Annotated in this window: 24 protein-coding genes; 13 read left to right on the top strand and 11 right to left on the bottom strand. The window is 69.3% G+C overall.

Going from position 1 to position 25,341, the window contains the following annotated elements:
• Positions 1 to 400 precede the first annotated feature (400 nt).
• On the top strand, positions 401 to 1,654 hold the full coding sequence (locus RF650_RS12990; RefSeq protein ID WP_239320930.1) for an NRAMP family divalent metal transporter: 1,254 nt from the start codon (positions 401 to 403) through the stop codon (positions 1,652 to 1,654).
• Positions 1,655 to 1,672: 18 nt separating this feature from the next.
• Here RF650_RS12990 and RF650_RS12985 read toward each other — a convergent pair whose 3' ends face one another.
• The 6 genes from RF650_RS12985 to RF650_RS12960 all read right to left on the bottom strand — a co-directional run bounded on the left by RF650_RS12985 (position 1,673) and on the right by RF650_RS12960 (position 8,210).
• Complete coding sequence (locus RF650_RS12985) at positions 1,673 to 2,335, bottom strand: GntR family transcriptional regulator (protein WP_131333677.1); 663 nt, start codon at positions 2,333 to 2,335, stop codon at positions 1,673 to 1,675.
• Positions 2,332 to 4,134: a biotin carboxylase N-terminal domain-containing protein gene (locus RF650_RS12980; RefSeq protein ID WP_131333676.1), complete on the bottom strand. Its 1,803-nt coding sequence runs from the start codon at positions 4,132 to 4,134 to the stop codon at positions 2,332 to 2,334. The genes RF650_RS12985 and RF650_RS12980 overlap by 4 nt, the downstream gene beginning before the upstream one ends.
• A complete protein-coding gene (locus RF650_RS12975) occupies positions 4,131 to 5,918 on the bottom strand; it encodes a 5-oxoprolinase/urea amidolyase family protein (RefSeq protein WP_368815125.1) in 1,788 nt (595 codons plus the stop codon). Before RF650_RS12975 ends, RF650_RS12980 begins: the two co-directional genes overlap by 4 nt.
• On the bottom strand, positions 5,915 to 6,673 hold the full coding sequence (locus RF650_RS12970) for a 5-oxoprolinase subunit PxpA (RefSeq protein ID WP_311254279.1): 759 nt from the start codon (positions 6,671 to 6,673) through the stop codon (positions 5,915 to 5,917). Before RF650_RS12970 ends, RF650_RS12975 begins: the two co-directional genes overlap by 4 nt.
• A 62-nt stretch (positions 6,674 to 6,735) precedes the next feature.
• The gene (locus RF650_RS12965; RefSeq protein WP_131333674.1) at positions 6,736 to 7,734 is read right to left on the bottom strand and encodes a cation transporter; all 999 of its coding nucleotides are present in this window, start codon (positions 7,732 to 7,734) and stop codon (positions 6,736 to 6,738) included.
• Positions 7,731 to 8,210: a transporter substrate-binding domain-containing protein gene (locus RF650_RS12960; protein ID WP_206479140.1), complete on the bottom strand. Its 480-nt coding sequence runs from the start codon at positions 8,208 to 8,210 to the stop codon at positions 7,731 to 7,733. The genes RF650_RS12965 and RF650_RS12960 overlap by 4 nt, the downstream gene beginning before the upstream one ends.
• 165 nt (positions 8,211 to 8,375) lie before the next feature.
• Here RF650_RS12960 and RF650_RS12955 point away from each other — a divergent pair, with 165 nt between their 5' ends.
• The 3 genes from RF650_RS12955 to RF650_RS12945 are packed head-to-tail and all read left to right on the top strand — an operon-like array spanning position 8,376 to position 10,880.
• On the top strand, positions 8,376 to 9,554 hold the full coding sequence (locus tag RF650_RS12955) for an LLM class flavin-dependent oxidoreductase (protein ID WP_098055323.1): 1,179 nt from the start codon (positions 8,376 to 8,378) through the stop codon (positions 9,552 to 9,554).
• 31 nt (positions 9,555 to 9,585) lie between these two features.
• The gene (locus RF650_RS12950) at positions 9,586 to 10,257 is read left to right on the top strand and encodes a CE1759 family FMN reductase (RefSeq protein WP_239320950.1); all 672 of its coding nucleotides are present in this window, start codon (positions 9,586 to 9,588) and stop codon (positions 10,255 to 10,257) included.
• Entirely contained in the window at positions 10,254 to 10,880 is a 627-nt protein-coding gene (locus RF650_RS12945) for a MarR family winged helix-turn-helix transcriptional regulator (protein WP_368815124.1), read from the top strand. The genes RF650_RS12950 and RF650_RS12945 overlap by 4 nt, the downstream gene beginning before the upstream one ends.
• Before the next feature lie 124 nt (positions 10,881 to 11,004).
• Here RF650_RS12945 and RF650_RS12940 read toward each other — a convergent pair whose 3' ends face one another.
• Complete coding sequence (locus RF650_RS12940) at positions 11,005 to 11,172, bottom strand: hypothetical protein (RefSeq protein ID WP_368815123.1); 168 nt, start codon at positions 11,170 to 11,172, stop codon at positions 11,005 to 11,007.
• A gap of 103 nt (positions 11,173 to 11,275) precedes the next feature.
• Here RF650_RS12940 and RF650_RS12935 point away from each other — a divergent pair, with 103 nt between their 5' ends.
• On the top strand, positions 11,276 to 12,160 hold the full coding sequence (locus RF650_RS12935) for an SDR family oxidoreductase (RefSeq protein ID WP_131333671.1): 885 nt from the start codon (positions 11,276 to 11,278) through the stop codon (positions 12,158 to 12,160).
• Between the two features lie 128 nt (positions 12,161 to 12,288).
• Positions 12,289 to 12,672 (top strand): YdeI/OmpD-associated family protein, encoded by a 384-nt coding sequence (locus RF650_RS12930; RefSeq protein ID WP_242670507.1) that lies wholly within the window; start codon positions 12,289 to 12,291, stop codon positions 12,670 to 12,672.
• A 77-nt stretch (positions 12,673 to 12,749) separates the two neighbouring features.
• Here the strand turns inward: RF650_RS12930 and RF650_RS12925 are convergent, their stop codons facing one another.
• From RF650_RS12925 to RF650_RS12915, 3 genes are all read right to left on the bottom strand, one after another.
• Entirely contained in the window at positions 12,750 to 13,811 is a 1,062-nt protein-coding gene (locus RF650_RS12925; RefSeq protein WP_368815122.1) for a serine hydrolase domain-containing protein, read from the bottom strand.
• A 17-nt stretch (positions 13,812 to 13,828) separates the two neighbouring features.
• Entirely contained in the window at positions 13,829 to 14,545 is a 717-nt protein-coding gene (locus tag RF650_RS12920; RefSeq protein WP_368815121.1) for an MFS transporter, read from the bottom strand.
• A 397-nt stretch (positions 14,546 to 14,942) separates the two neighbouring features.
• Positions 14,943 to 15,734 carry an SDR family oxidoreductase gene (locus tag RF650_RS12915; protein WP_206069156.1) on the bottom strand — a complete coding sequence of 264 codons (792 nt, stop codon included), beginning with the start codon at positions 15,732 to 15,734 and terminating at the stop codon, positions 14,943 to 14,945.
• A 202-nt stretch (positions 15,735 to 15,936) separates the two neighbouring features.
• Here RF650_RS12915 and RF650_RS12910 point away from each other — a divergent pair, with 202 nt between their 5' ends.
• From RF650_RS12910 to RF650_RS12895, 4 genes are all read left to right on the top strand, one after another.
• Positions 15,937 to 16,605, top strand: coding sequence for an AMP-binding protein (locus RF650_RS12910; RefSeq protein ID WP_165489824.1), 669 nt, complete (start codon positions 15,937 to 15,939; stop codon positions 16,603 to 16,605).
• Positions 16,606 to 16,614: 9 nt separating this feature from the next.
• Positions 16,615 to 17,064, top strand: coding sequence for an acyl-CoA thioesterase (locus tag RF650_RS12905; RefSeq protein ID WP_084118111.1), 450 nt, complete (start codon positions 16,615 to 16,617; stop codon positions 17,062 to 17,064).
• Positions 17,061 to 17,975: an SMP-30/gluconolactonase/LRE family protein gene (locus RF650_RS12900; RefSeq protein WP_131333667.1), complete on the top strand. Its 915-nt coding sequence runs from the start codon at positions 17,061 to 17,063 to the stop codon at positions 17,973 to 17,975. The genes RF650_RS12905 and RF650_RS12900 overlap by 4 nt, the downstream gene beginning before the upstream one ends.
• 100 nt (positions 17,976 to 18,075) lie before the next feature.
• Positions 18,076 to 18,948, top strand: a complete 873-nt coding sequence (locus tag RF650_RS12895; RefSeq protein ID WP_131333666.1) for a TetR/AcrR family transcriptional regulator — start codon at positions 18,076 to 18,078, stop codon at positions 18,946 to 18,948.
• Here RF650_RS12895 and RF650_RS12890 read toward each other — a convergent pair.
• Complete coding sequence (locus RF650_RS12890; RefSeq protein WP_094067136.1) at positions 18,912 to 19,466, bottom strand: GNAT family N-acetyltransferase; 555 nt, start codon at positions 19,464 to 19,466, stop codon at positions 18,912 to 18,914. The two genes, RF650_RS12895 and RF650_RS12890, sit on opposite strands and share 37 nt — an antisense overlap.
• Positions 19,467 to 19,607: 141 nt before the next feature.
• On the opposite strand from RF650_RS12890, the gene RF650_RS12885 reads away from it, so the two are divergent.
• The 3 genes from RF650_RS12885 to RF650_RS12875 are packed head-to-tail and all read left to right on the top strand — an operon-like array spanning position 19,608 to position 24,875.
• Positions 19,608 to 21,707: a 3-hydroxyacyl-CoA dehydrogenase NAD-binding domain-containing protein gene (locus RF650_RS12885; RefSeq protein ID WP_131333665.1), complete on the top strand. Its 2,100-nt coding sequence runs from the start codon at positions 19,608 to 19,610 to the stop codon at positions 21,705 to 21,707.
• A 29-nt stretch (positions 21,708 to 21,736) separates the two neighbouring features.
• Complete coding sequence (locus tag RF650_RS12880; RefSeq protein ID WP_064846384.1) at positions 21,737 to 22,996, top strand: acyl-CoA dehydrogenase family protein; 1,260 nt, start codon at positions 21,737 to 21,739, stop codon at positions 22,994 to 22,996.
• A 43-nt stretch (positions 22,997 to 23,039) separates the two neighbouring features.
• A complete protein-coding gene (locus RF650_RS12875; protein WP_368815120.1) occupies positions 23,040 to 24,875 on the top strand; it encodes an AMP-binding protein in 1,836 nt (611 codons plus the stop codon).
• Positions 24,876 to 25,341 lie beyond the last annotated feature (466 nt).

The following is a 25,341-nucleotide window of genomic DNA, read 5'->3' as shown; positions in this document are numbered from 1 at the left end:
TGACGGCACGGTCTCGACCACCAGGGTGAACGAGGAGCGGTGCCGCTCGATCGTGAGCACGTGGACATCGGACAGGTCGAAGAGCGCGCACGCCGGCGCGCACATAGCATGGGACACATCGAGGCCTTCGAGGACGGTTGGATTCAGCACCCCCATCCTGGAGGCCTCGACCCCTACCCGACCCCCGTGACACGCACCCCGCTTGGGCCCTTACCCACACTCATTTGGGAAGGGCCGCTTTTCGCTACCCAGAATCTCGGGCATGGTCTGGGGATGCCTCGAACATTGCCGCCGCGCCGTCAGTTGTCCCAAAAATTCGCTGGGCAGATTGTTGAACAACCTATAGGCTGCCTTCATTGCACGAATGTGTCCCCGCTCGCGTGACCCCTTGGATGGAAGCATGTCCTCTGTCAGTCCCAGCCCGCAGCCCGGCGAGTCCGTGACCGAGGGCGGGAAAACGCCCCAGCGCACCACCGGGCACCGCAGTGCCCTGTTGGGGGCCATGTTCCTCATGGCCACGAGTGCCATCGGGCCCGGTTTCATCACCCAGACCACCGTCTTCACGGTGCAGTTGGGCGCTGCCTTCGCGTTCGCCATCCTCCTCTCGATCCTCGTGGACATTGCCGTGCAGCTGAACGTGTGGCGGGTCATCGGGATCTCGGGTCGCCGGGCGCAGGAACTGGCCGGGAGGGTGTTGCCCGGTGCCGGGGCGGTGCTCGCGGCGCTGGTTTTCCTGGGCGGTGCGGTCTTCAACATCGGCAACATCGCGGGAACCGGTCTGGGCCTCAACGCCATGGTGGGCCTGGATCCCAAGATCGGCGGGGGGATCTCCGCCGCGATCGCCGTGTTGATCTTCCTGTCGAAGCGCGCGGGACTCGCGCTGGACCGCATCGTGGTGCTGTTGGGCGCCGTCATGATCCTGCTCATGCTGTACGTGGCCATCGTGGCGGCTCCGCCCGTGGGGGAGGCGCTGAAGAACACGGTGTTGCCGGAGCGGATCGACCTCCTGGTGATCACCACGCTGATCGGCGGCACGGTGGGTGGGTACATCACGTACTCCGGCGCGCACCGCATGATCGACTCGGGAGTCACCGGTGCGGAGAGCGTCCGGGAGATCACGCGCAGTTCCGTGCTGGGCATCCTGGTCACGTGCGTGATGCGTGTGTTGTTGTTCCTCGCGATCTTCGGCGTGGTGGCCGGCGGGGTCTCCCTCACGAGCGACAACATGGCGGCGGAGGCCTTCGGTGCCGCGGCCGGTGAGATCGGTGTACGGATCTTCGGTGTGGTGCTGTGGGCCGCGGCGCTGACCTCGGTCATCGGGGCCGCGTTCACGTCCATCTCCTTCGTGACCTCGTCCCAGGGCAAACCGCGCACCCGGAACCTGCTCACCGTGGCCTTCATCGCGGTTTGCGCGGTGGTCTACCTCTTCCTGGGCCAGGCACCGCAGACCCTGCTCATCTTCGCCGGTGCGTTCAACGCACTGATCCTGCCCTTCGGTTTCGCCATCCTGTTGTGGGTCGCATGGCGCCGCAGGGATCTGTTGCACGGCTACCGCTACCCGGTGTGGCTGCTCGTGGTGGGTGTCCTCGCCTGGCTGCTCACGGTGTATCTCGCGTGGAACTCCCTGGCAGGCCTCGCGAAGCTCTGGTCCTGATCCCGCCCACCCGACCCGTCAGGTCAGGTGCGCGAGGATCTCGTCCCGTGCCGCGGTCAGGGACTCCCTGAGCAGGTGCACGGCCCGGTCACGGTCGCCGGACTCGAGAGATCGCAGCACCTGGGTATTGCGCACCGCGTAGCGCGCGTGGAACTGCGGATCCGTGGACATCGCGTGGAACACCAGCCGCATCCGCGCCGACAACCGATCCATGACCGCGACCAGCTCCGCCGAACCGGACGACGCCACGAGCTCCCGGTGGAAGCCCTGGTTCGCATCCGCCATGGCCGGCACGTCCCCGGCATTCCGGGCGGCGAGCGCCGAGGTGGTGAGCGCACTCAGCCGGGACAGCGACTGCGGATCGGGCGCACCCCACAGCATGGTGCCCGGCTCCAGGACGCCGCGGGCGGCGTAGAGGTCGCGGACGTCGTCGGCGTCGGGCTGTGCGACGAACACACCCCGGTGCGCGATCCGATCCACGAGGCGCTCCGCCGCCAACATGGTGAACGCCTCGCGCAAGGTGTTGCGCGAGACCCCCAGCTCCCGGGCCACGGCCTGTTCCGAGAGTTTCGCTCCCGGGGGCAGTTGGCCGTTCGAGATGCGGGCGCGCAACTGCCGGGCCGCCTGGGCGCCCGCCTGGGCACTCGCCTGGGCGTTCTCGCGCGGCTCGACGGCCGTCACGCGATCTCTCCCAGCGTCTGCCCCTTGCGCACGGCGGACCCCTCCGCCAGGTCCGCCCGGGTCAGCGTGCCGGAGCGATGAGCGCGGACGGGCGTCTCCATCTTCATCGCCTCCAGGGTGAGGACGGTGTCGCCCTCGACCACCTCGGCGCCGTCCTGCATGGCCCACGTCACGATCGTCCCGTTCATGGGCGCCACCAGGCTCGTTCCTGCCGAGTCCTCATGGGGCGACGACGCCGCCCCGGTTTCTGCCCCCGCCCCCGCGGTCTCACCGGACCGCGATTCGGCGCCCCCGGATGCCGAATCAGACCCGGAACCTGCGACGGATCCGCCACCCAGGAGGGCGGCGGCAAGGTCTGCGGGCAGGCCCAGTTGATGGGCGCGCCCGTCGATCTCCACCGTGACCGTGGTGCGCTCGCCGGCCCCGGGCGCCACGTACGGGGAGGCCTCCAGCTTGCGTGTGAACTCGTCCTCGATCCACGTGGTGTACACCCCCATCCCGTCCGGGGACGTGAACGCGGGCTCCTCCAGGACCGCCCGGTGGAACGGGACCACTGTGGGCACCCCGCGGATCACGAGCTCCCGCAGCGCGGCGCGCGCGCGTACGAGGGCCTGCTGCCGGTCCTCGCCCCACACGATGAGTTTGGCCAGCAGGGAGTCGTACTCGGCGGGCACCACGGACCCGGAACGCACACCGGTGTCCATGCGCACCCCCGAGCCCGTGGGCGCCTCGAACGCCTCCACCGCGCCGGGAGTGGGGAGGAACCCGAGGGCCGGGTCCTCCGCATTGAGTCGGAACTCGAACGCATGCCCGTTCGGTGACGGGTCCTCGGTGAGGCTCAGCGCCAACCCGTCGGCCACGCGGAACTGTTCCCGCACGAGGTCCACGCCCGCGGTCTGCTCCGTGACGGGGTGTTCCACCTGCAGCCGCGTGTTGACCTCCAGGAAGGAGATCAGCCCGTCCGGGGCCACGAGGTACTCGACCGTGCCCGCCCCGGTGTACCCGGCCTCCCGGCAGATGGCGCGCGCGGATTCATGAATCGTCGTGCGCTGCTCATCGGTCAGGAACGGCGCAGGGGCCTCCTCCACGAGCTTCTGGTTCCGCCGTTGCAGTGAGCAGTCACGCGTGCCCACCACGATCACGGAACCGTGGGTGTCTGCCACGACTTGGGCCTCCACGTGGCGGGGCTTGTCCAGGAAACGCTCCACGAAGCATTCGCCCCGCCCGAACGCCGACGTCGCTTCGCGCACCGCCGCCTCGAACGCCGCATCGATCTCGTCCATGGTCCTGGCCACGCGCATCCCACGACCACCACCGCCGAAGGCGGCCTTGATGGCGATGGGCAGTCCGTGCTCCTCGGCGAATGACCGGGCCGCAGCGGCGTCGTCCACGGGACCGTCCGTGCCGGGAACCAGGGGAGCGCCGGCGCGCACGGCGATGGCCCGGGCGGTGACCTTGTTGCCCAGCTCGCGGATGACCCGGGCGGATGGACCGATCCAGGTGAGGCCGGCGTCCGCCACGGCCTGCGCGAAGTCCGCGTTCTCGGACAGGAACCCGTAGCCCGGGTGCACGGCGTCCGCGCCGGAACGGGAAGCCACGGCGAGCAGACGGTCGATATGCAGGTAGGTGTCCGCGGAGGCGGAACCGGGCAGGGCGTAGGCCTCGTCGGCCATATGCACGTGGAAGGCGTCGGCGTCAGGTTCGGAGTACACGGCCACCGAGGTCAGGCCGGCGTCCGCGCACGCCCGCGCGATCCGCACCGCGATCTCCCCGCGGTTGGCGATCAGGACCTTCTTCATGGTGTGTCTCCTGCGGTGTCGGATGCGGGGTGGGGCGGATCGGTGAACGTGAAGCGGACCGCGCTGCTCGGGGGTAGCTGCGCGGCGAGGGGGAGGTCCTCCGGAAGTACGACCCCGATCACGGGATAGCCGCCCGTCACGGGATGGTCGGCCAGGAAGAGCACGGGAACCCCCGAGTGGGGGACCTGCAGGGAACCGGCCACCACGCCCTCGCTCGCCAGTTCGCCCTCGCGGGAACGCTCGAGCGGCGGGCCCTCGGGGGGTTCCTCGAAGCGCACCCCCACGCGGTTGGACTGCTCACTCACGACCCAGTCCCGCGAGGTGAACGTCTCGAGTGCTTCCGGCGTGAACCAATCGTCACGGGGCCCCGGGCTCACCCGCAGGGTGACGGTCTCCCCGGGGGTGGGAAGCGTGACCGCCGGCGGTTCGGGCAACCCCACGGTCCGGCCCGCGGCGGCCTTGAGAACCGGGAGCTCGTCACCGGCGCTCAACGGGTCCGGTCCGATCCCGGAGAGCGCATCCGAGGAGCGGCTCCCCAGCACCTCGGGTACGTCGATCCCACCTCGCACTGCCAGATAGGTGCGCAGGCCTCTGTCCGGGGCTCCCAGGGTGAGGCGCTCGCCGTCGTACAAGGCGAACGGAGCGTGGCACGTGACGGCGCGTCCGCCGAGGGGTCCCTCGATCCGGGCCGGAGTGGGCGCGCCACTGAGGGCCAGTACGTGGTGCCCGCGGGCCGTGACCGACAGTCCACCCAGCAGCGTCTCGATCACGGCGGCCTCGGGCGAGTTGCCCACCAGCCGGTTGGTCTGCTCGGCCGACGCGCGGTCCGCGGCGCCGGAGGCCACCACGCCCAGGTCGCCTCGGCCGGGTCTGCCGCGGTCCTGGAGCAGGGACTGCATCCCGGGATCCTCGATCATCAGGGCGTGTTTCCGCTCCCGGCGCGACGCGGGTAGTGCCGTCTCTGAGGACACCGCCACGAGTTCGCGCACCGCCCGGTAGCGCACGGTGTCACCCGGTCGGATCAGGGCGGGCTCCTCCCGGTCCACGTCCCACAGCGGCGCGTCCGTGTGACCGATCAGCTGCCAACCCCCGGGGGAACGCCGTGGGTAGACGGCCGAGAAGCGTCCCGCGAGCGCCACGGACCCGGCCGGCACCGCGGTGCGGGGCGAGTCCCTGCGCGGCACCTCGAGCGGATCGCCGTCGGCCACAAGGTACGCGAATCCCGGCGCGAACCCGCCGAACGCCGCCGTCCAGCCGGTTCCCGTGTGCGCCTCGATCACGCCGCGCTCGCCGAGCCCGGTCAGCTTTCCCACGGCGGCCAAGTCTTCGCCGTCGTAGACCACGTCGATCGCCACGTCCTTACCCGCGGCCGGCTCGGTGGAATCAAGCCGGATGTCGACGACTTCGCTCGCGGCCCTCCGCGCCGCGGCGGGAGTTGTGAAGGTCAGCAACACGGTCTCCGCGGCGGCCAGGACATCGAGCTGACCCGGGTACGGATGGGCACTCAGGTGGGCATGCAGCCGCATCACGTGCTCGAGCGAGGGGCACTCGATCAGGAAGGCCCGCGTGCCGGCCCAGCGCAGACCCGTCCGCGGCGGGGTGGCCGTGTCGGGTGCTGCCGACGAGGACGTGGAAGGCGCGGTGGCTCGGTCCCGGGGTGCGGTGCGCGGCGCGCCGGATCCGCTCCGCGTCACGTTGGCGGCTCGCGGAGTGGCCGGGGAGGGCACGCCCGTGCCGTCGTGGGCGGTGCCCGGACCGTGCGTCGTCGAGTCGCGGCCGCTCACACGAACGACCGGATCGTGATGCCGGCGCGCTCCAGACCCGCGCGGACCTCGGCGGCCATGGTTGCGGACCCGGGGGTGTCCCCGTGCACGCAAATGCTCTCGGCGGCGAGATGCACCGTGGAGCCGTCCACCGCGGTCAGCGTGCCGTGTTCGGCCAGGCGGATCATGCGCTCGGTGACCTGGGCGGCGTCGTGCAACACAGCGCCTTGCTCGCGGCGGGAGACCAGCGTGCCCTCGGGGGTGTACCCTCGGTCGGCGAATGCCTCGGCCACCCCGCGCAATCCCGCCCGCTCGGCCTTGTCCAGGGCCACGGAACCGGGCAGCAGCAGCAACGGGAGGTCACCGCCGAACGCCTTGACCGCGTCCACGACCGCCTGCGCGTGTGCCTCGTGGTGGACGATCGTGTTGTACAGCGCCCCGTGGGGTTTGACGTATTTGATGGTCGTGCCGGCCGAGCGCGCCATCGCCTCGAGTGCACCCATTTGGTAGAGCACGTCATCGGCGAGTTCGGTGGGGGAGCAGTCCAGGAATCGTCGGCCAAAACCGACCAGGTCCCTGTACGCCACGTGGGCGCCCACGGTGACTCCTGCGGCCACCGCGTCCCGGCACGTCTGTGCCATGGTGCCCGGGTCCCCGGCGTGGAACCCGCAGGCCACGTTGGCGGAGGAGACGGAACGGAAGATGGCGGGGTCGTCGCCCATGTGCCAGTTGCCGAACGACTCGCCCACGTCGCTGTTCAGATCGATGACCGTCATGCGTGACCTCCGTCTCAGTACCGAGTTCCAGAATGCCGCACGCGGGAGGATTGTTCAACAATCTAGTGCGAATGACCCTCGAACTCCTCGGCCTCCAGGACCCGCGGAAGCGTGTTGACGGGGATGAGCACCACGTCGCGAATCTTCCAGTCCAGGGCCAGTAGCTGTTTGCGGGCGGCGTCCAGGCGATCGGGAGTCGCGACGTCCGGGGTGCGGGGAACCACGAATCCCTCGACCTGGAACACCTGACCCTCGTCGCGTACGCGTGCGGCACCCACGCGCGCCCACTCCAGCTGTCGGAGGAAGGCGTCCACGTCCGCATTGAGCGGGTGAGGCTCCTTGTTGTCCACGGTGGTGGGACGGGCATCCGCGAGCCCGGCCACGGCCGCACGGAGGTTGGTGATCCCGTCCCTGAGGATGGACATGGCGATCACGATGGCCGCCACGGCGTCCGCCCACCACCACCCCAGGCCGATCCCGATCACACCCGTGGTGGCCGCGGCAGAGGTCATCCAATCCGCCTTGTTCATGTCCGCGTCCGCGAAGAGCACCTTGTTGTGCAAGGGCGTCGCGAGTTTCAACTTCATGCGCCCCAGGATCACCGGCGGGATGCCCGTGACAACCAGGACCCCGATCATCAACCAGCCGAGCCACACCGTGGTGCCGAACAGCTGGATCCCGCCGATGGACGGGTGCTCCGCCGTGATGAGTTTGCTGCCCGAGTCGACGATCAGATATGTCCCCATGACCAGCAGCGCGGTGGCCGAGACCAGGTGGGCCATCCCCACGGAGCGGTGATGGCCGAAGGGGTGCTTCGCGGTGGCCGGGCGGCGGGTGATCCGTACGCCGACCAGGAACGCAATGGGCGGGATGAAGGACAACAGGTCCTCGACCCATGCCGTCTTCATGGCCTGCGAGTTCCCCAGCACGAGGAACACGAGGATCACCGTGACCGCGAGGGTCCCGATGGTGAGCCATTCCAGGCGCACGGCCCGGGTGAGCGCTCGGGTGATCTCCGGCGGAAGTTGCTCGTCGTCCACCGGGTGGTGTTGCGCGCTCATGACCTGCCTCCGTGGTCGGCGAGGAATGCTTCGAGGTCCATGAGGAATGCGTTCTCCCCGTTGCGTACCGCCATGACGTGTTTCCGGGTGTCGCCGAACTCGTCGGTGGATTCGGCGTAACCGCGGGTGATGCCCACCTCCGTGTCCCACGGGCTGTCCTTCGTGAGCCCACCGATGACCAGGTCCAGGTGGCCGTTCTTCAGCTGCTTGACCAGATCCTCCTCGCCGCCGGGAGTCCAGGTGACGTGAGCACTCACGGTCTCGGCGTACTGCCGCACGAGATCCACTTCGGTGCCCGTGGGTGGGTTGGGTCCGAGATCCGTCTCCGGGGGACTGTGCGAGACACCCACACGGAGTTCCCCGCCGGTCACGTGCTCGAGTGTCCCGTGCGGGTCCGCGGGATAGTGACCCGAACACCCGGTCAGCGCAAGAAGCAGGAGCAGGAGAGCGATCAGCCGCCCGATGGGTGATCTCATGACACCACTGTAGGCCCGAGTGCCGTTCGCCACACCCGGATATTTTCCCTGGAATAAATCTCCGCGGCAGCGCATTATATAGGTAATTCAAATTTGAAATATCTACGGAACGGAGCTGCGGCACTCGCGCTGCGGCGTCGTCGACCACAAGCCAAGGAGGCCGACATGCAACTCGGCATCTTCACCATCGGGGACGTGACCCAGGACCCCACCACCGGCAAGACCCCCACCGAGAACGAGCGGATCAAGGCCACCGTGGCCATCGCTCGCAAGGCGGAGGAGGTGGGTATGGACGTGTTCGCCATGGGCCAGCACCACAACCCGCCGTTCGTGGCGCCCGCAAACCCGCCGATCCTCATGGCCCACCTGGCGGCGCAGACCGAGAAGATCCAGCTGGGCACCGCCACCACGCTGATCACCACGACGGACCCCGTGCGCATCGCGGAGGACTACTCGTACGTCCAGCACCTAGCGGACGGGCGCGTGGACCTCACGCTGGGTCGCGGCAACACAGGGCCCGTGTACCCGTGGTTCGGCAAGGACATCCGGCAGGGCATCCCGCTGGCCGTGGAGAACTACCAGCTGCTGTACCGGCTGTGGCGCGAGCAGAGCGTGAACTACTCCGGTCGCTTCCGCACGCCCCTGCAGGGCTTCACAGCCACGCCGCGCCCGCTGGACGACGTCCCGCCGTTCGTGTGGCACGGTTCCATCCGCTCCCCGGAGATCCCGGAGCAGGCCGCGTTCTACGGTGACGGGTTCTTCCACAACAACATCTTCTGGAACAAGGAGCACACCGAGCGCATGGTGGACTTCTACCGCCAGCGCTACGAGTACTACGGCCATGGCTCCTACGATCAGGCGATCGTGGGTCTGGGTGGTCAGGTGTTCATGGCCAAGAACTCGCAGGACGCCATGCGTACGTTCCGCCCGTACTTCGACAACGCGCCGGTCTACGGTCACGGCCCGTCGCTCGAGGACTTCACCGAGCAGACCCCGCTGACCGTGGGATCCCCGCAGCAGGTCATCGAGCGCACGTTGTCCTTCCGCGGGTACGCGGGTGACTACCAGCGTCAGCTGTTCCTGGTGGACCACGCCGGCCTGCCGCTCAAGACCGTCCTCGAGCAGATGGACATCCTGGGCGAGGAGGTCGTCCCGGTGCTGCGCAAGGAGTTCGACGCCGCTCGCCCGGCCCACGTGCCCGAGGCCCCCACCCACGAGTCCCTCGTGGCGCGCCACGCCGCGGGCAAGGACCCGATCCCCGGCGGTGGCCCGGATTCGCAGGCCGCGAAGGATCGCGCACAGCAGGCGGAGGCCGCGCAGCGCGACCACGAGAACGCCAAGTAAGTTCACGTACCACGTCAGAGAGAAGGACACCATGACCGATCGGTTGACCCTCGCGGTGGTGACCGCGGGACTGTCGGAGGACTCCACGACCACGCGCCTGGGCGAGGCGATCGCCCAGGCCGCGAGCACCACGGTCGAGAACGCCGGGCAGCACGTGCACATCAAGGTGATCCAGCTGCGAGATCTGGCCCACGGGCTGACCGACATGATGATCACCCATGTGGCCTCGCGCGCCGTGCAGGACGCGATCGACACCGTGCTCACCGCGGACGGCCTGATCGCCGCGTCGCCCACGTACAAGGCGTCCTACTCGGGGCTGTTCAAGCAGTTCTTCGACGTGATCGACGAGTCCGCGCTCGAGAACCTGCCCACCGTGGTCGCCGCTACGGGCGGGTCCCCGCGGCACTCGCTCGTGCTGGACACCGCCATGCGGCCGCTGCTGAGCTACCTCAAGGCCCTCGTGCTGCCCCTGGGCATCTACGCGGCGTCCGAGGACTGGGGTCACAACGACCTGCAGCGCCGGATCGACCGCGTGGGCGCCTCGCTCGGCGCCATGCTGCTCGCGGGTTCGCGGGGCAGTGCCGGTTCCACGGACGGCGCCTCCCAGGGCGACGCCGCTCGGCCGGGTCTGCGCCGCGAGGTCAAGGACGAGTTCAGTGACGTCCCCGACTTCGCGAGCCTGCTGGCCTCGGTGGGATCGTGAGCGACACGGCCACCCGCGCCGTTGCTTTGTCCAAGGCTGCGCCGCCCGGGTCCGCGCACGTCGAGACCGCGCAAGCCGAGACCGCGCCGTCCGGGCCCGTGACGAGTTCGGACGGCGCGGACACCACCGGCGCGGCATGCATTGGTGGCGCGGAATTCCTCGATGATGCGGCGCGTGCGGGTATATCGGACGCGTCCCGGCAGGACTGGGACGCGTGGCAGGTCTACTTCGAGACCACCGCGCTGCTCACCGCCCGGATCGAGGAGCGGCTCAAGCAGCACGGTTGCTCGCTCATGGACTATCAGTTGCTCCTGCTGCTCTACAGCGCGCCCGAGCACCGGATGCGCATGGGTGAGCTGGCGCACCGCCTGATCTTCTCGCCGTCGCGGTTGAGCTACCAGATCGGTGTGCTGGGCAATCGCGGCTGGGTGGAACGCCGCCGCGTGGAGTGCGACGGCCGCGGCTTCGAGGCGGTGCTCGCAGCCGAGGGCCTGCGCGCCTTCCGCGAACTGCGCCCCGCCCACGCGCGGGACGTCCAGGAGCTCTTCTTCTCCGCACTCCAGGACGACGACGCCGCTCGACTGGCCGACCTCATGCGCCGGGTGGGTGGGCTGCTGGGTTAGTCACGGCCACCTCGGGATCGCCCTGGTGGCGGCCGTGATCCCGAAGTCGCCCATGAAGGATGCCGCCCCGCTGTGCAGGAGTTGATCCTGTTATGCAGTGGGGCGGCATCACGCCGTTCCGGGGTCAGGAGCCGAACGTCCTGCGCCCGGTCCGTTCGGCGAAGATCCGGGGGACCACCGCGGCGGCAAAGTCCCCCGTGTTCCGGATCCGCGCGCGATGGGATGCCATGGGATCGCGGCGGACCCAGCGGTGGCTCTCGTGGCCGATCGCGGGCCAGTTGGAGGTGGCCATGGTGCTCCTTGATGGAACTGCTGATCCTGATTGTCTCAATAGGAGTCTTATTGAGACAATCCATCGATCCGGTCTCAATAAGCGGCGCTGGCAGACTGGATTCATGACGGCTTCACCCGGAACCCTGCCCCTGCGCGGCCGAACGGCGCTGGTTACCGGGGTGTCACGACGCCGCGGCATCGGCTTCGCCGTTGCCCGCACCTTCGCGCGGCTGGGCGCGAGTGTATTCATCCACCACTACGGCCCGCACGACGAGGACCAGCCATGGGGCGCGGACGATCTGAGCGACGTCGTGAACGCATTGCGGGCCGAACTCACCGGGGGTGCGCGGCTGGGGGAGATGAGCGCGGATCTGCGGGACCCCGGACGGATCCGACCGCTCATCGATGCCGCGAGCGAGCTCACCGGGTCGCTGGACATCCTCGTGTGCAACCACGCCAGGAGCGGTGGGGACGGCTCCATCCTGGACATGACCCCCGAGGCGCTGGACGCGTTCTGGCAGACCAACACCCGCTCCACGCTGCTGCTGACCCGGGCGTTCGCGCTCCTCAAGGCCGACGCCCCGACCGCTCCGGCGCGGCCGGGAGAACGCATCCGGGGCGACCGCGAGCGGAGGTTCACCGCACCGACGGGGCGGGTTTTCTGGATGACCTCGGGACAGGGGCACGGGCCCATGCGCGGCGAGGTCGCGTACGCCACGAGCAAGGCCGCGCTCGCCGGGGTCACCGCTACCGTGGCCGCGGAGCTGCTCGAACTCGGCATCGTGCTCAACACCGTGAACCCCGGACCGGTGGACACCGGGTACCTGTCCCCCGATGCCACGGACCGTCCACTCGGTCAGATCCAGGAGTTGATCGACGGCACCCCGTTCGGCCGCTTCGGGGCGCCGAGCGATCCCGCGAACCTCATCGGCTGGCTCGCCACGGACGACGGCGCATGGATCGTCGGCCAGGTCCTCACTTCGGACGGTGGGTTCTACCTGGCGTGAGCCCGGTGGGGGCGGGGCTTCGCCCCGGATATTCATGAATCGAGTAATGGACGTCTTCGGTCCGTCGCGTGGCACGCTGCTGCTTGCCGGGGATCCACGGCGACAGGTGACAGCGCAGGAAGAGAACCATGACCAACACGACCCGGACTGCGGCGTCGTCCGCGGAGAACGCGACGAACGTGACGGACACGCAGAACGAGAACGGCGCGGAGACCGCCGAGAACCCGGCCACGATCGATGGCGCGAACACCCAGTCCGGGCTCCCCGGCGGCGTCGTCCACGAGTTGCCCGCGGACCTCGCCGAAGCGCTCGCGCTGGACCCCGTGACCGCCGAGCTGTGGCGCGGACTCACTCCGCTCGGGCGCAACGAGTTCGTGTGCTGGGTGGAGGATGCCCAGAAGCCGGAGACCCGGCAGCGGCGGATCCGGCGCACCGAGGAGGAAATGCACGAGGGCAAGCGCCGCCCGTGCTGCTGGCCCGGGTGCAAACACCGGGAGCGCACCGGTCGCTGAGACCCGATGCACCCCCTGGCGTGAAACCACGGCCGACGTGACACAACAGTCGGCGCGGTACTACGGCCTGCTCGGCACTACAACCGCAGCGAGCCCGCGCCACCGGAGGCCGGCCCCTTGCCGGAAGCCGGTGTGGTCGGGGCGCTCGCCGGGCACGTGGCACGGAAGCCCGCGATGAGCGCGGCGTTCATGGCCGCATCCGGGTCCGGACCCTCCTCCACGTAGGAGCGGCCCGTGTAGGCCAGGGCCATCCGTCGGGAGGCGTCCCGCGTGGTGAAGGACACCGCACGGGTGCCGAAGCCGGCGCCGTCGTGACCGATGAGCACCTCGGGCGTGCCCGCCGCGGTGCGGCAGGGACCGTTGATGAGGTAGAGGCCGTAGCCGTAGCGCGCCTGCTGAGCCGCGCCCACGGGAGTGACCATGGCGTCCACGAGGTCCTTGCGCAGCAACTGTCCGGTCATGAGGGCGCCGGTGAAGTCGGTGATGTCCTCCGCGGTCGCGTACACCCCGCCCGCGCCGGAGAAGATGGACGGGTTGACCATGGGCAGCGGCGCCAGCCCGGCCTGGAACTTGCCGTACGGCAGGAGGTAGCGGCCTCGGACCAGCGTGGACTCCTCGAGCCGTGACTCCTGCATCTTGGCGGGCTTGAACACCCGGTCCCGCACGAGGTCCTGGATGCGCGACCCCGTGGCGGCCTCGAGCAACATGGACAGCACCACGTACCCGACGTTGGAGTAGGACCAGCCGGTCCCGGGCTCGAACTCCCACGGCAGCCTGCGGCTGAGTTCCACGAGTTCCTGCTCGGAGTGGTACGGGACCACCGCGGCCTCCAGGTCCTGCACGGTCCACGTGTACCACTCCCGGTCCGGGAGCAAGGAGTAGATCCCGTCCGGCATGCCCGAGGTGTGGTTCATCAGTTGCGCCACGGTCACGCCGCCGTGGCCCGGGTAGAGCCCCGGGGTGACCTGGTCGATGGTCGTGCGCAGACTCCATTGCCCCGCCTCGATGCGCTGCATCACGAGCACCGCGATCATCGCCTTGGTGATGGAGGCGATCCACGCGCGGTCCTGGGGCCGGGCGCTGTCCTTCTGCAGGTCCCGCTTGCCGGCGGCGCTCAGATAGGTCCCGCCCGGGCCCACGACGCACCAGGGGCGATTCAGGCCTCGGCCGGATTCGGGGTGTCGCTCCCGGAACGCAGCGAGCGCATCGCCGTCACCGTGGTGATTGCCACCGACACGAGGGCCATCAGGCCGAGTCCGGAGAAACCCACGAGCGCCAGGACCGGCCCCGCGAGGGCCCCACCGGCCGCGCCGCACAGGTTCATCGTGAGGTCGGAGGTTCCTTGCAGTCCGGGGCGGTCGTGGGTCGCCACGGACCCGGTGACCATCGTGGACCCGGACACCGTGGACGCGGACCAGCCCAGTCCCAGCAGGATCAGGGCCGCCAACACGAGCCCTTGGTGGTCGGCGCCCAACCATGTGAGCATGAGCGCGACCGCGAACAGGGCCTGGCCCACGAGCACCGTGGCGGCGCGACCGAGTTTGTCCGCGAGCCAGCCGACGACGGGGGAAAGGGCATACATCCCCGCCACGTGCAGGGAGATGGTCAGCCCCACCACGGACAGCGTGGCCCCCTGGGTCGTGAGGTGCACGGGTGTCATGGACATGAGACCCACCATCACCGCGTGGGACAGGGCCACCCCGAGCACCGCGCGCCGAGCCGCGGGGACGGTGCGCAACAGGGTGAACCCGCCGGCCGGGCTGGGTGTGGAGGCCACCGATTCACCGCGGGACAGGGCGACCTTGAGCGGGTCCGGGCGCAATCCGATGAAGTACACGATGGCCCCCAGGACCTGGGCACACAGTGCGATCACGAACCCGCCGGTGAACTGGGGCAGCCCCAGCGCCTGCCCCCGCGATCGCCACGAGGGCGCCGGTGGTCAGGGAGATCCGCCGACCACGACGTTGCGCCAACCGCGCCAGGGGGATGGCCAGAATGGCGGCACCCAGGGTGTTCATGGTGGCCGCCAACCCGGACGCCGCACTGCTCCCGGAGACCTCCGTGACGAGCAGGGCACCCAACGCGAGGGTCGCACCCGTTCCCAGCCCACCCAGGATCTGGCCCAGCGCCAGCACGGTCAGCACTTTGCGCTGGAACTCTGGCCCGGGGTCGGGTGTCTGCGCGGTGGAGGCCGTGGAGGTTTCGGTTATGCACGCATCATGACGGACGAACGCACCGGCGCACCATCATCACCGGCTTGCGTCCCGCTCTCAGTCGCCGCGCGGGCGGGTCAGTTCCGCCTGCCGGTGCGCCTTCACCGGCTCGGGGGTGGTGCGGTTGTCCTCGCGGGTCTGTTTCGTCTCCTCATCGCCGCCCACGACCTCGTCCACGTCATTGAGCAATGCTTCGAAGCCCTGCTGGGCCACGAGGACCTTGTCGTTCTTGGTGGCGCCCGGCCCGAGCGCCGTGTTGTCCATGCCGGCGTTGGAGTGGAAGTCGCTGTCCGTGGCACCGGGCAAGAGCGCCGTGACCGTCACGCCGGTGTCACGCAACTCTTCGCGCAACGATTCCGCGAAGGAGAAACCGAATGCCTTGGAGGGGCCGTAGACGGTCTCGTAGGGAGTGGGCGTCGTGGCGGAGATGGAGGACACGATGAGGATGCGCCCGTGGCCGTTGGGGACCATGTGCTGCACGACGCGCTTGGCCATATGTACGGTGCCCTTGACGTTGATGTCGATGAGCCGGAACTCGTCCTGGAGGTCGGTGTCCATGAACGCCCCGCCCAGTCCGATACCGACGTTCAGGGCCGCGGCATCCAGGGGACGACCCAGCTCGGCCACGAAGTTCCAGAAGCCCTCGACACCGTCGTAGGTGGCGGCGTCCGCCTGGAACGGGTAGGCCTGTGCGCCGAGCTCCTCGATGCTCCTGGCCGCCTCATGGACGCGGTCACTCGAGCCGGACAGGGCGACGTCGTAGCCGTGCCGGGCGAACTGCTTGGCCAGTTCGAACCCGATGCCGGAGGAACCACCGGTGACCATGGCAAGGGGGCGTTGATCGGACATGAGGATTTCCTTCCATACCGGGACCGCCGCGCGAACGGGTGAGGATCGCGGAGCCGGGGCCCATGACGGATGCCGCTGACACGTGACGGCTGGACCAGTGTGCATCACCGATGCAGTGACCACAACGCCGTGACCGCTTGCTAGGGTGACGTATATCACTCAGGGGACTTGCGGGGTGCCCGTGCCCATGTCAGGAGCCGCCATGAGCCACCCCGTGAACATCAACCCCGTGCGAGGTCTGCTCTACCAGGTGCGCTACAGCCCCGAGCACCCCGCGGTGATCTACGAGGACGAGACGGTGGACTACGCCCACTTCACCGAGAGCGTGCGGCGTCTCGCGGGCGCGTTCGCGCGTTCCGGGGTGGGCACCGAGGACCGGGTCGCCTCACTGGGGTTGAACTCCGAGGTCTTCCTGCGCACCATGTTCGCCGCATGGTGGCTCGGCGCGGTTTTCGAGCCCCGGAACTTCCGACTCGCCCCGCGCGAGGTCGCAGGCCTGCACACCCGATCGACCCCCGCGGTGACCATCGTGGAGCCCGGTCACGTCCCCGCCCCGGAAGCGGCACTGCCGCTCGCGGAGGGTTACGAGGGCGGCAGCGTCGTCGTCACGGACACGGACCCCGCCGTGCCCTGGATCCCGGACGGTTCGCAGGGCGGGGAGGCTTCGGGGGGCGACGGCGCCGCTGTTCCACATCGGTGCATTGAACTCGTTCACCGTGCACGCGCTTGTGCGGGGCAGCACGACCCTGGTGCGCAGGACATTCGTGCCCTCGCAAGTGCTCGCGGACATCGAGCACTACGGGGTGGACACCACGTTCCTGGTCCCCGCCAGCTGGGCCGTTCGCTGCCCGGTGTCCAGGCGGTCCCCTAGGCTGGGGGCATGCAGCACCACGGTGACATCTCGTTCCGCACTCGCAAATGGGTCAAGCCGGAAGACCTCAACGCCAACGGCACCCTGTTCGGGGGATCGCTGCTGCGCTGGATCGACGAGGAAGCGGCGATCTACGCGATCGTGCAATTGGGTAATCAGCGGGCGGTCACCAAGTACATGTCCGAGATCGAGTTCGTCTCCTCCGCGGTGCAGGGGGACATCATCGAGATGGGCCTCAGTGCCACTACGTTCGGACGCACCTCGTTGACCATGCGGGCGCAGGTGCGCAACATGATCACCCGCGAGTTGATCCTGAGCATCGACAAGATCGTGTTCGTGAACCTCGGGGAGGACGGCAAGCCCGCCCCGCACGGGTACACGCAGATCACGTACGACCGCGACAGAATTCCCAGCATGTCGCTCCCCGCCCACAACAGCCCCAGGAGGTCGCAGTCGTGAAGCAGCTCACCGCCCAGAGGATCACCCCGTCGTGGATGTACCACGGTGAGGGGCCGTGCTGGAGCAAGGAATGGAACGGGCTGGCCTGGGTGGACATGCTCGCCGGGGACGTCATGACGTTCACCCCGGACGACCAGCCGCGCCGCCAGCACGTGGACGCCGTGGCCGCGTGTGTGCGTCCGCGCCGTTCGGGTGGGCAGATCATCGCGGTGGAACGGGGAGTGGTCCTCACCGATCCCACGGGCGCAGTGGAGCGGGAGATCCCCATGTGGGGGGACCCCGAGATCCGCATGAACGAGGGCGGTGTGGCCCCCGACGGCTCCTTCTACGTGGGGTCCATGGCGTACGAGCAGACCGAGGGCGCGGCCACGCTGTACCGGGTCGCGCCGGATCTGTCGTGGCAGCCCGTCCTCGAGAACGTGAGCATCTCCAACGGGATCGCGTGGTCCCCGGACGGCACCCTCGCGTACTACAACGACACCCCCACCCACGAGGTCTCGGTCTTCGACTGGAGCCCCGAGGCCGGCCTGCAGAACCGCCGCACGTTCGTCGCGCCCGTCCTGGACGACCACGCCGCCGCGGCCGCCACGGACCCGGAGGAGAGCTACGAACCGGGCCGCGTCTCGGTGAGCCCGGACGGGTTGACCGTGGACTCCGAGGGCGCGGTGTGGGTCGCCCTCTACGGCGCGGGGCAGGTCCACCGCTACCTCCCGGACGGGGCCCTGGACACCGTCGTCGCTGTGGGCGCCACGCAAACCACCGCGTGCACGCTGGGGGGTGAGGACCTGCGCACGCTGTACATCACGACGTCGCGCGAGGACCTCCCGGACGACGTCCAGCCCACCGCCGGTTCCCTCTACTCGGTGCGCGTGTCCGTCCCGGGCCAGGTCACGCAGGCCTTCGGGGGCTGAGCGCGTCGGCGGGCCGGCTCCCGAACCGGCGCGGCCCGCGGACGTGGTCGCCGCACCGCGGCGGCCTCGCCGCACGGTTACCATCACCGCAGGAGGCCAGATGAGTACCGCACCCGGGGTGAGCGGCGACGCCGTCACCACAGCGATCCGCCTGTTGGCCGCGCAGGGTTACGACGCCACCACCGTGGACCAGCTCGCACACGCCACGGGGGTCAGTCGCGCCACGTTCTTCCGCAAGTACGGGTCCAAGGAGGACATCGTGTTCGCGGATCACGCGTCCAACCTGGAGCGGCTGGAGCAGTTGCTCAACCGCCCGCACCTCACCGCCCAGGCGGGGGTGAGTGAGGGCGTGCAGCTCGTGTTCCGGTACAACCTGGACCACGCGGACCGTGCGCTCGCACGACACCGACTGCTGCAGCGGGTCGAGGCGTTGCGGGACCGGGAGCTCGCCACATCCCACCGGTACGAGCGGGTGTTCCGGGAGTTCCTGCGCCGCGTCCTGCCGGACGGCCCCGACCGGCGGGTCACGGCGATCTCGTTGGCCTCCGCCATCGTGGCCGTGCACAACGCCTACCTGCGCACGTGGTTGCACGATCCCCAGGCCGCGGACGGCGAGCGGCTGGCCGCGGGACTCAATCGGCGCATCGCGTGGTTGTGCACCCTTTTCGGGCTCTCGTTCGTTCCCGGGCGCCCGGTTCAGCAACTTCGCTCCGCGGACGACGGTGCGGGCCCGGCGCCCGTGGTCGTCATCGTCCCCGAGGGGGTCGACGCGCGGGACGTCGCCGAGCGGACGGCGCGCTCGGTGTACGAGGCCCTAGCCCCGGGTGGCACGCAGCTCGCGCGGGATGTCCGGCCCGGTGGGGAGCAGGACGCCTCCGAGGGCGGCGGGTTCGCCGGGGCGCGACTCTCCGACGAGGTGCGTGTCCCCGCGGCGGATCAGTCCGCGCGTCGCTCAGACACGAGCACGGCGTAGACGAGTTCGTCGCGCCACTCGCCCAACTGGTAGTGGCTCTCCCGCAGGGTCGCCTCCTGGCGCATGCCCACGCGCTCGCAGACCTTCGCGGACGCCACGTTGAGACTGTCCAGGCGCGCGAAGACGCGGTGCGCGCCGAGGTGCTCGAACGCGGCGTCGACGGCGGTGCGCGCGGCCTCCGCGGCGTACCCCTTGCCCGTGTGGTCCGGGTGCAACGCCCAGCCGATCTCCACCTGCGCGGACTCCGCGTCCACGAGGGTCAGCACGATCTCGCCCACGAGCTCGTCGGAGTCGTGAGGGGAGATCGCGACCCGCAGGCTGTCGCCGTCGGAGGACCAGGACCCGGGTTCGCGATTGGCCTCGACCGTCCTGATCACGTGGTCCATGTCGCGGGGTTCGCGCCATGCATGCATGGCGTAGTCCTCGCGGGACTGGTAGGAGTGCATGGGCTCGATGTCGGCATCGGTGGGCCAGCGGAAGCGCAAGCGGTCCGAGTGCAGCGGCAGCTGGAGAGTCACCGGATCAGCCTATCCAGGACGTACCGGAGATCCGGGGGCCGGGTGACACTGAATGTCTTGACGTGAGACGCAGTCTCACGTCAGACTGTTCTCGCGATACTGTGGGCCACACCACCCTTCGCCCAGACACAGGAGCCAAGCGTGAGCGAACAGACCTTCCCGTCCACCGTGACCATCGACGTGACCCGTCCCGTCCTGCCCGGGCGGGAACGACCGATCGCCCTGGTGTCCCTGGGCTCTACGGAGCCCAACGGGCTCGTGATCTGGGGTTCGGAGGCCATGCGGGAGTTGCGCCGGGAGCTCTCGGCCATTGACACCTCGCAAGTCGAGGCCGTGGTGGTCACGGGCAACGAGAAGTCGTTCGGTGCAGGGGCCAATCTCAAGGAGATCCGCGCCGCACAGTTCGACGGGGGTTCGGAGGACTACGTCGGCTCCGGGCACGAGGCCTTCGGCGTCCTGGCGGAGATGCCCGTTCCCACGTTCTCGCTCATCACGGGGGTGGCCCTCGGCGGCGGTCTGGAACTCGCGCTGCACACCGACTACCGCTTGGCCACGTCCGGCAAGGCACCCATGGGTCTGCCCGAGTGCCGGCTGGGCTTCTTTCCGGGCTGGGGCGGCGTCTACCTGCTGCCGCACCTGGTGGGCGCTGAGGCGGCACTGAACATCATCGTTACGGACTCCATGCGCGGGCGGAACCTCAAGCCCGCCAAGGCCGCGGAGATCGGTCTCGTGGACACCGTCCTGGATGCTGCCCCCGGTACGGACGAGTGGGAGACGGCGTGGCAACGCTGGGTCGTGGAGGCACTCGAGGGCAAGCACGAACCGCGCCGCGCCGACGACGACGAACAGACCTGGCAGGCCGCCGTGGACAAGGCTGCCGCCAAGGCCCACGCCGCGTGGCACGGTGCCGCTCCCGGCCCGGTGGCCGCGATCGACCTCGTGGGCCGTGCGCGCACGGACACCCGCCAGGCCAACGGTGCCGCCGCGGTCCAGCTCTTCAGCTCGATCGTGCAGTCCGACGCCGCCCGCGCGTCCCTGTACGCGTTCGAGCTCGTGAGCGCGCGCAGCAAGCAGGCCGCCAACGTCCCGGACGCCCCTGTCCGCGAGATCAAGAAGGCCGCCGTGATCGGCGCGGGCCTCATGGCGGGCCAGCTGGCGTCCCTCATCGCCCAGGGCGCCCGGGTCCCCGTGGTGATGACCGACCTCGACGACGAGCGCCTCGCCACGGGCGTGCAGCGCACCCGCGACCGCTTCACCGCCCAGGCCGAGAAGGGCCGCATGAGCGCGGAGCAGGCGGAGCAGCTCGGTTCCCTGATCTCGGGGGCCGAGAGCCCGGAGGACCTCGCGGACGCGGACTTCGTGATCGAGGCCGTGTTCGAGGAGCTGGACGTCAAGCGCCAGGTCTTCGCCCAGTGGGAACCGGTCATCAAGGAGGACGCGATTCTCGCGACCAACACCTCCTCCCTCTCCATCACCGCTATGGGCCGGGACCTGCAGCACCCGGAGCGACTCGTGGGCTTCCACGTGTTCAACCCCGTGGAGGTCACCCCCCTGCTCGAGATCGTGGCGGGCGAGAAGACCGACGACTCCACCCTGGCCACCGCGTTCGACCTCGCGGCCAAGCTGCGTCGCATCGCCGTGCGCGTGGAGGACGCCCCGAGCTTCGTGGTCAACCGCGTGCTCACGCGCATGTTCGACTCGATCGGCCGCGCCATGGACGCCGGGGGAGACCCCGAGACCGTGGACCACGCCCTGGACGCCATGGGGCTTCCCATGACCCCCCTGCAGTTGCTGGACTTCGTGGGCCCCGCCGTGCTCGTGCACATCACGCACACCATGAACGACGCCTACCCGGACCGGTTCACCCTCTCTCCGTGGCTCGACGCCGTCGCGGACGCCGGTCTGACCCACACGCTGCCCGCGCGCGGCGAGACCTCGCAGACCTACCTCTCGCCCGAGGCTCACGACGCACTCGAGCGCACGCGGCAGGAGAGCGGCGTTGCGGCGTCGTCGGACGACGGCGCCGGGGGAGAGCTGCTCACGCGCGTCCAGGACGCGCTCGCGGACGAGATCGGGCACATGCTCGACGAGGGCGTGGTCGCCTCCGCACGGGACGTGGACCTGTGCATGATCCTGGGCGCCAACTACCCGTTCCACCTGGGCGGCATCACCCCCTACCTGGACCGCACCGGCGCCGCCGAGCGCGTCCGCGGTGCCCGGTTCAACGCCGCCCAGCAGTAGCAGCTTCCAGCAAGGATCGAGGAGTCATCATGAGCAAGGACAGCACGGAGACCACTGGCATCACCATCGAGCACCCCGAGGGCTTCCCCACGGGCACGCTCGAGCCGCACTACGACCTCAACGAGCCCCTGGCCACGGACGAGGCCGGGATCTACGAGGGTGTCTCGGAACAGGACCGCGCCCACCAGCTGCGGGCCCGCACATTCGTGCAGGAGGAAGTCCTGCCCGTTATCGCGGAGTACTGGGACCGTGGCGAGTACAACCTGGACCTCGTGCGGCGCATGGGCGAGATGGACCTGTTGCGCGATGGAGTGGAGGTCCCCGGGATGTCCCCCATGTCCAAGATGGCTGCGGGCCTGGTGGCCATGGAGCTCTCCCGCGGGGACGGCTCCATCTCCACCGTGTCCGGTGTGCAGGGCGGGCTGGCCATGCGGTCCATCGCCCTGTGCGGCAGCGAGGAGCAGAAGCAGCGGTGGCTGCCGGACATGGCCACGGGCAACCTGCTCGGCGCGTTCGCGCTGACCGAGCCGGCGCACGGCTCGGACTCCATCGGGCTCGAGAGCCGGGCCACGCCGGTGGAGGGCGGCTACATCCTCAACGGCGCCAAGAAGTGGATCGGCAACGGCTCCATGGGCGGGATCACCGTGGTGTGGGCCCGCAGCGACGAGGACGGCGCGGTCCACGGCTTCGTGGTCCCCCAGGAGTCCGAGGGCTACACGGGCACCACCATGAAGGCCAAGCTCGCACTGCGCGCCATCCACCAGGCGGAGATCACGCTCGAGAACGTGTTCGTGCCCACCGAGAACGTGCTGCCCCACGCCAAGAACTTCCGCGACACCTCGGCCGTGCTGTTCGCCACCCGCATCGGGGTGGCGTGGGCCGCGGTGGGTCACGCCCAGGCGTGCTACGAGACCGCGGTGCACTATGCCATGCAGCGCCACCAGTTCGGGCGCCCGCTGGCGGCGTCGCAGATCGTGCAGGAGCGGCTCACCCGCATGCTCAGTGAGCTCACCCAGATCCAGACGCTGGTGATGGCCATGGCACGCAAGGAGGAGGCGGGCACACTGAGCGGGCCGCAGGCGTCCCTCGCCAAGTACACCGCCACCCGCACGGCCCGCCAGGTGGCCATGAACGCCCGCGACCTGCTGGGCGGCAACGGGATCCTCATGGAGAACCGGGTGGCACGGCACTTCGCGGACATCGAGGCCATCCACACGTACGAGGGCACGGAGACCGTCCAGGCCCTCATCATCGGCAAGTCCATCACAGGGATCTCCGCGTACAAGTAAGTCTCGCGGGGCGCACCCGGCCCGCCACCGATCCAGGAGCACCATGTTCGCGAACACCGAGCCGCTGACCCCCTTGCGCTTCCTGGAGCGCAGTGCCGAGGTCTTCCCCGACCGCCCGGCGATCGTGCACGGCTCGCGGGTGTGGAGCTACGAGCAGTTCGAACGGGACGTGCGCCGGTTCGCCACGGCGCTGTTGCCGCTGCTGTCCGGTTCCGACGGCTCGGCGGGCGCTGCTTCCCGGGGGTCCGCTGGATCGGACGACGCCGCTGGGTCGCCCGAGTCCGCGGGGTCGCGTGAGTCCGCCGGGTCACCGGTCACGGGCGGTTCGCCCGGAACTGCCGCGTCGGGCGACACTGCCGGGTCCGAGCGATCCGCGGGGGCCTCGGGTGAGGGGAACGAATCGTTCCAGGGCGCGGAGTTGCTGGAGTGCTCGTGGCCCACGGTCGCGGTGATCGCGCCCAATCTTCCCGCGACACTCATGGCGCACTACGCCGTGCCGGCGGCCGGGGCAGTGTTGGTGCCGCTCAATCCGCGACTGAGCGCGCGGGAACTGAGCTACATCCTCGAGCACTGCGAAGCCCGCGTGGTGCTCGCGGACACCTCGGTGCTCGAGACCGTCGCACAGGCCCTCGGTGACGGGTCGGACGTGACGCTCGTGCAGATCGACGACCCGCAGGCGGGCGTGCACCCTGTTCGCGACGGCGCGGGGTCGGGAGTGTCCACGTTCGAGGAGTTCATCGACGTCGAGCCCGCCCAGCAGGCAAGACCGGGTGCGTCGGGCGGCAACGTCCGCGGCGTCGGCTACGGCGTCGCGGACGAGAACGCGCCCATCACCCTGAACTACACCTCCGGCACCACGGGGCGCCCCAAGGGGGTGCTGTACGGCCACCGCGGGGCGTACCTGAACAGCCTCGGGGAGGTGTTCCACAATGGGTTCACTGGCGCCACGCGGTACCTGTGGACCCTGCCCATGTTCCACTGCAACGGGTGGTGCACCACGTGGGCCGTGACCGCCGCGGGTGGCACGCACGTGTGTTTGCGGGCAGTGCGCGCGGACGAGATCTGGCGCGCGTTCGACGAGCAGGGCATCACCCACCTGTGCGGCGCGCCGGCCGTGTGCTCGATCATCGTGGACGCCTCGGAGGCCCACCCACTCGAACACACCATCAGGATCACGACCGCCGGGGCCCCGCCCGCGCCGAGCATCATCCAGCGGTTGGAGAGCGCGGGCTTCGACATCGTCCACGTGTACGGGCTCACCGAGGTCTTCGGCCCCATCACCATTTGCGAACCCCAGGAACAGTGGCGTGAGCTCTCGCCCCGGGAGCGGGCGCAGCAGATGTCCCGGCAGGGGGTGGCCATGATCCAGGCGGAATCCGCCCGCGTGGTGGACGACTCCCTCGAGGACGTGCCGGCGGACGGTACAACCGTGGGGGAAGTGGTGCTGCGGGGCAACAACGTGATGATCGGCTACTACAAGGACGTACCCGCCACGCGGAAGGCGTTCGAGGGCGGGTGGTTCCACACGGGTGACCTGGGGGTCATGCACCCCAACAACTACATCCAGCTGCGGGACCGCGCCAAGGACATCATCATCTCCGGCGGGGAGAACATCTCGTCCATCGAGGTGGAGCAGGCCCTCTACTCCCATCCGGACGTCGCGGACGTCGCCGTCGTGGGGGTAGCTCACGAGAAGTGGGGCGAACGCCCGGTCGCGCACGTGGTGCGGGTGAACGGGTCCACGGTCACGGAGGACGACCTGCGCGACCACGTCCGGAACCAGCTCAGCGGGTTCAAGGTGCCGGACTCGGTCGTGTTCAGTGACGAGCTGCCGCGCACGGCCACGGGCAAGGTGCGCAAGAACCTGCTGCGGGACTGAGGCAGCCACCCGGGTAACGCCACTGCGCGACCGCGGCCACGTGATTGTGCGGCCGTTGTCTGCGGGCGCCGCGTCGATGCCCGGCTCGGGGCGGGGCGACCACCCCGCGTCCGAACGCGGCCCGGAGGTGGCGGGCCCTCCCCAGGGCCGTTTTGCGCAGTCCCGCGGGCGTGTGTAATGTATTCCGAGTCGCCGCAAGGACGAACAGCGAACCGCTGGTCCGGCAGGCCGACGAGCTACCTCCCCCAACTTCCGAACGGCAACGGCGTGCGAACGCCGAGTTGCGAAGAAGACGGGGAACGGATAAGCTAGTCGAGTTGCCGCAAGGACAGCGAGAAGCGTTCCGAATCAACGGCAGCCAAAACTTCCAACTCATGGCTCTGAATAAGAGCTTAGGTGTGGTTTGTTGTTTGTCAACTCAATAGTGTGTCTAGTTTGTTGATACCAAAGTTTTTTTGTTTTTGGT

Origin of the sequence: Kocuria sp. CPCC 205297, assembly GCF_040981035.1 — a bacterium.
In the GTDB taxonomy this organism is placed as follows: Bacteria; Actinomycetota; Actinomycetes; order Actinomycetales; family Micrococcaceae; genus Kocuria; species Kocuria marina.
The sequence above is the reverse complement of the archived record's forward strand: the minus strand, read 5'-3'. Positions and strand labels throughout refer to the sequence as shown.

Excerpts from the sequence above, each read along its gene's own strand:
- RF650_RS12990 (WP_239320930.1), top strand. The coding sequence starts at position 401 with ATGTCCTCTGTCAGTCCCAGCCCGCAGCCCGGCGAGTCCGTGACCGAG.
- RF650_RS12980 (WP_131333676.1), bottom strand. The coding sequence starts at position 4,134 with ATGAAGAAGGTCCTGATCGCCAACCGCGGGGAGATCGCGGTGCGGATC.
- RF650_RS12970 (WP_311254279.1), bottom strand. The coding sequence starts at position 6,673 with ATGACGGTCATCGATCTGAACAGCGACGTGGGCGAGTCGTTCGGCAAC.
- RF650_RS12965 (WP_131333674.1), bottom strand. The coding sequence starts at position 7,734 with ATGAGCGCGCAACACCACCCGGTGGACGACGAGCAACTTCCGCCGGAG.
- RF650_RS12960 (WP_206479140.1), bottom strand. The coding sequence starts at position 8,210 with ATGAGATCACCCATCGGGCGGCTGATCGCTCTCCTGCTCCTGCTTCTT.
- RF650_RS12955 (WP_098055323.1), top strand. The coding sequence starts at position 8,376 with ATGCAACTCGGCATCTTCACCATCGGGGACGTGACCCAGGACCCCACC.
- RF650_RS12950 (WP_239320950.1), top strand. The coding sequence starts at position 9,586 with ATGACCGATCGGTTGACCCTCGCGGTGGTGACCGCGGGACTGTCGGAG.
- RF650_RS12940 (WP_368815123.1), bottom strand. The coding sequence starts at position 11,172 with ATGGCCACCTCCAACTGGCCCGCGATCGGCCACGAGAGCCACCGCTGG.
- RF650_RS12935 (WP_131333671.1), top strand. The coding sequence starts at position 11,276 with ATGACGGCTTCACCCGGAACCCTGCCCCTGCGCGGCCGAACGGCGCTG.
- RF650_RS12930 (WP_242670507.1), top strand. The coding sequence starts at position 12,289 with ATGACCAACACGACCCGGACTGCGGCGTCGTCCGCGGAGAACGCGACG.
- RF650_RS12915 (WP_206069156.1), bottom strand. The coding sequence starts at position 15,734 with ATGTCCGATCAACGCCCCCTTGCCATGGTCACCGGTGGTTCCTCCGGC.
- RF650_RS12910 (WP_165489824.1), top strand. The coding sequence starts at position 15,937 with ATGAGCCACCCCGTGAACATCAACCCCGTGCGAGGTCTGCTCTACCAG.
- RF650_RS12905 (WP_084118111.1), top strand. The coding sequence starts at position 16,615 with ATGCAGCACCACGGTGACATCTCGTTCCGCACTCGCAAATGGGTCAAG.
- RF650_RS12895 (WP_131333666.1), top strand. The coding sequence starts at position 18,076 with ATGAGTACCGCACCCGGGGTGAGCGGCGACGCCGTCACCACAGCGATC.
- RF650_RS12880 (WP_064846384.1), top strand. The coding sequence starts at position 21,737 with ATGAGCAAGGACAGCACGGAGACCACTGGCATCACCATCGAGCACCCC.
- RF650_RS12875 (WP_368815120.1), top strand. The coding sequence starts at position 23,040 with ATGTTCGCGAACACCGAGCCGCTGACCCCCTTGCGCTTCCTGGAGCGC.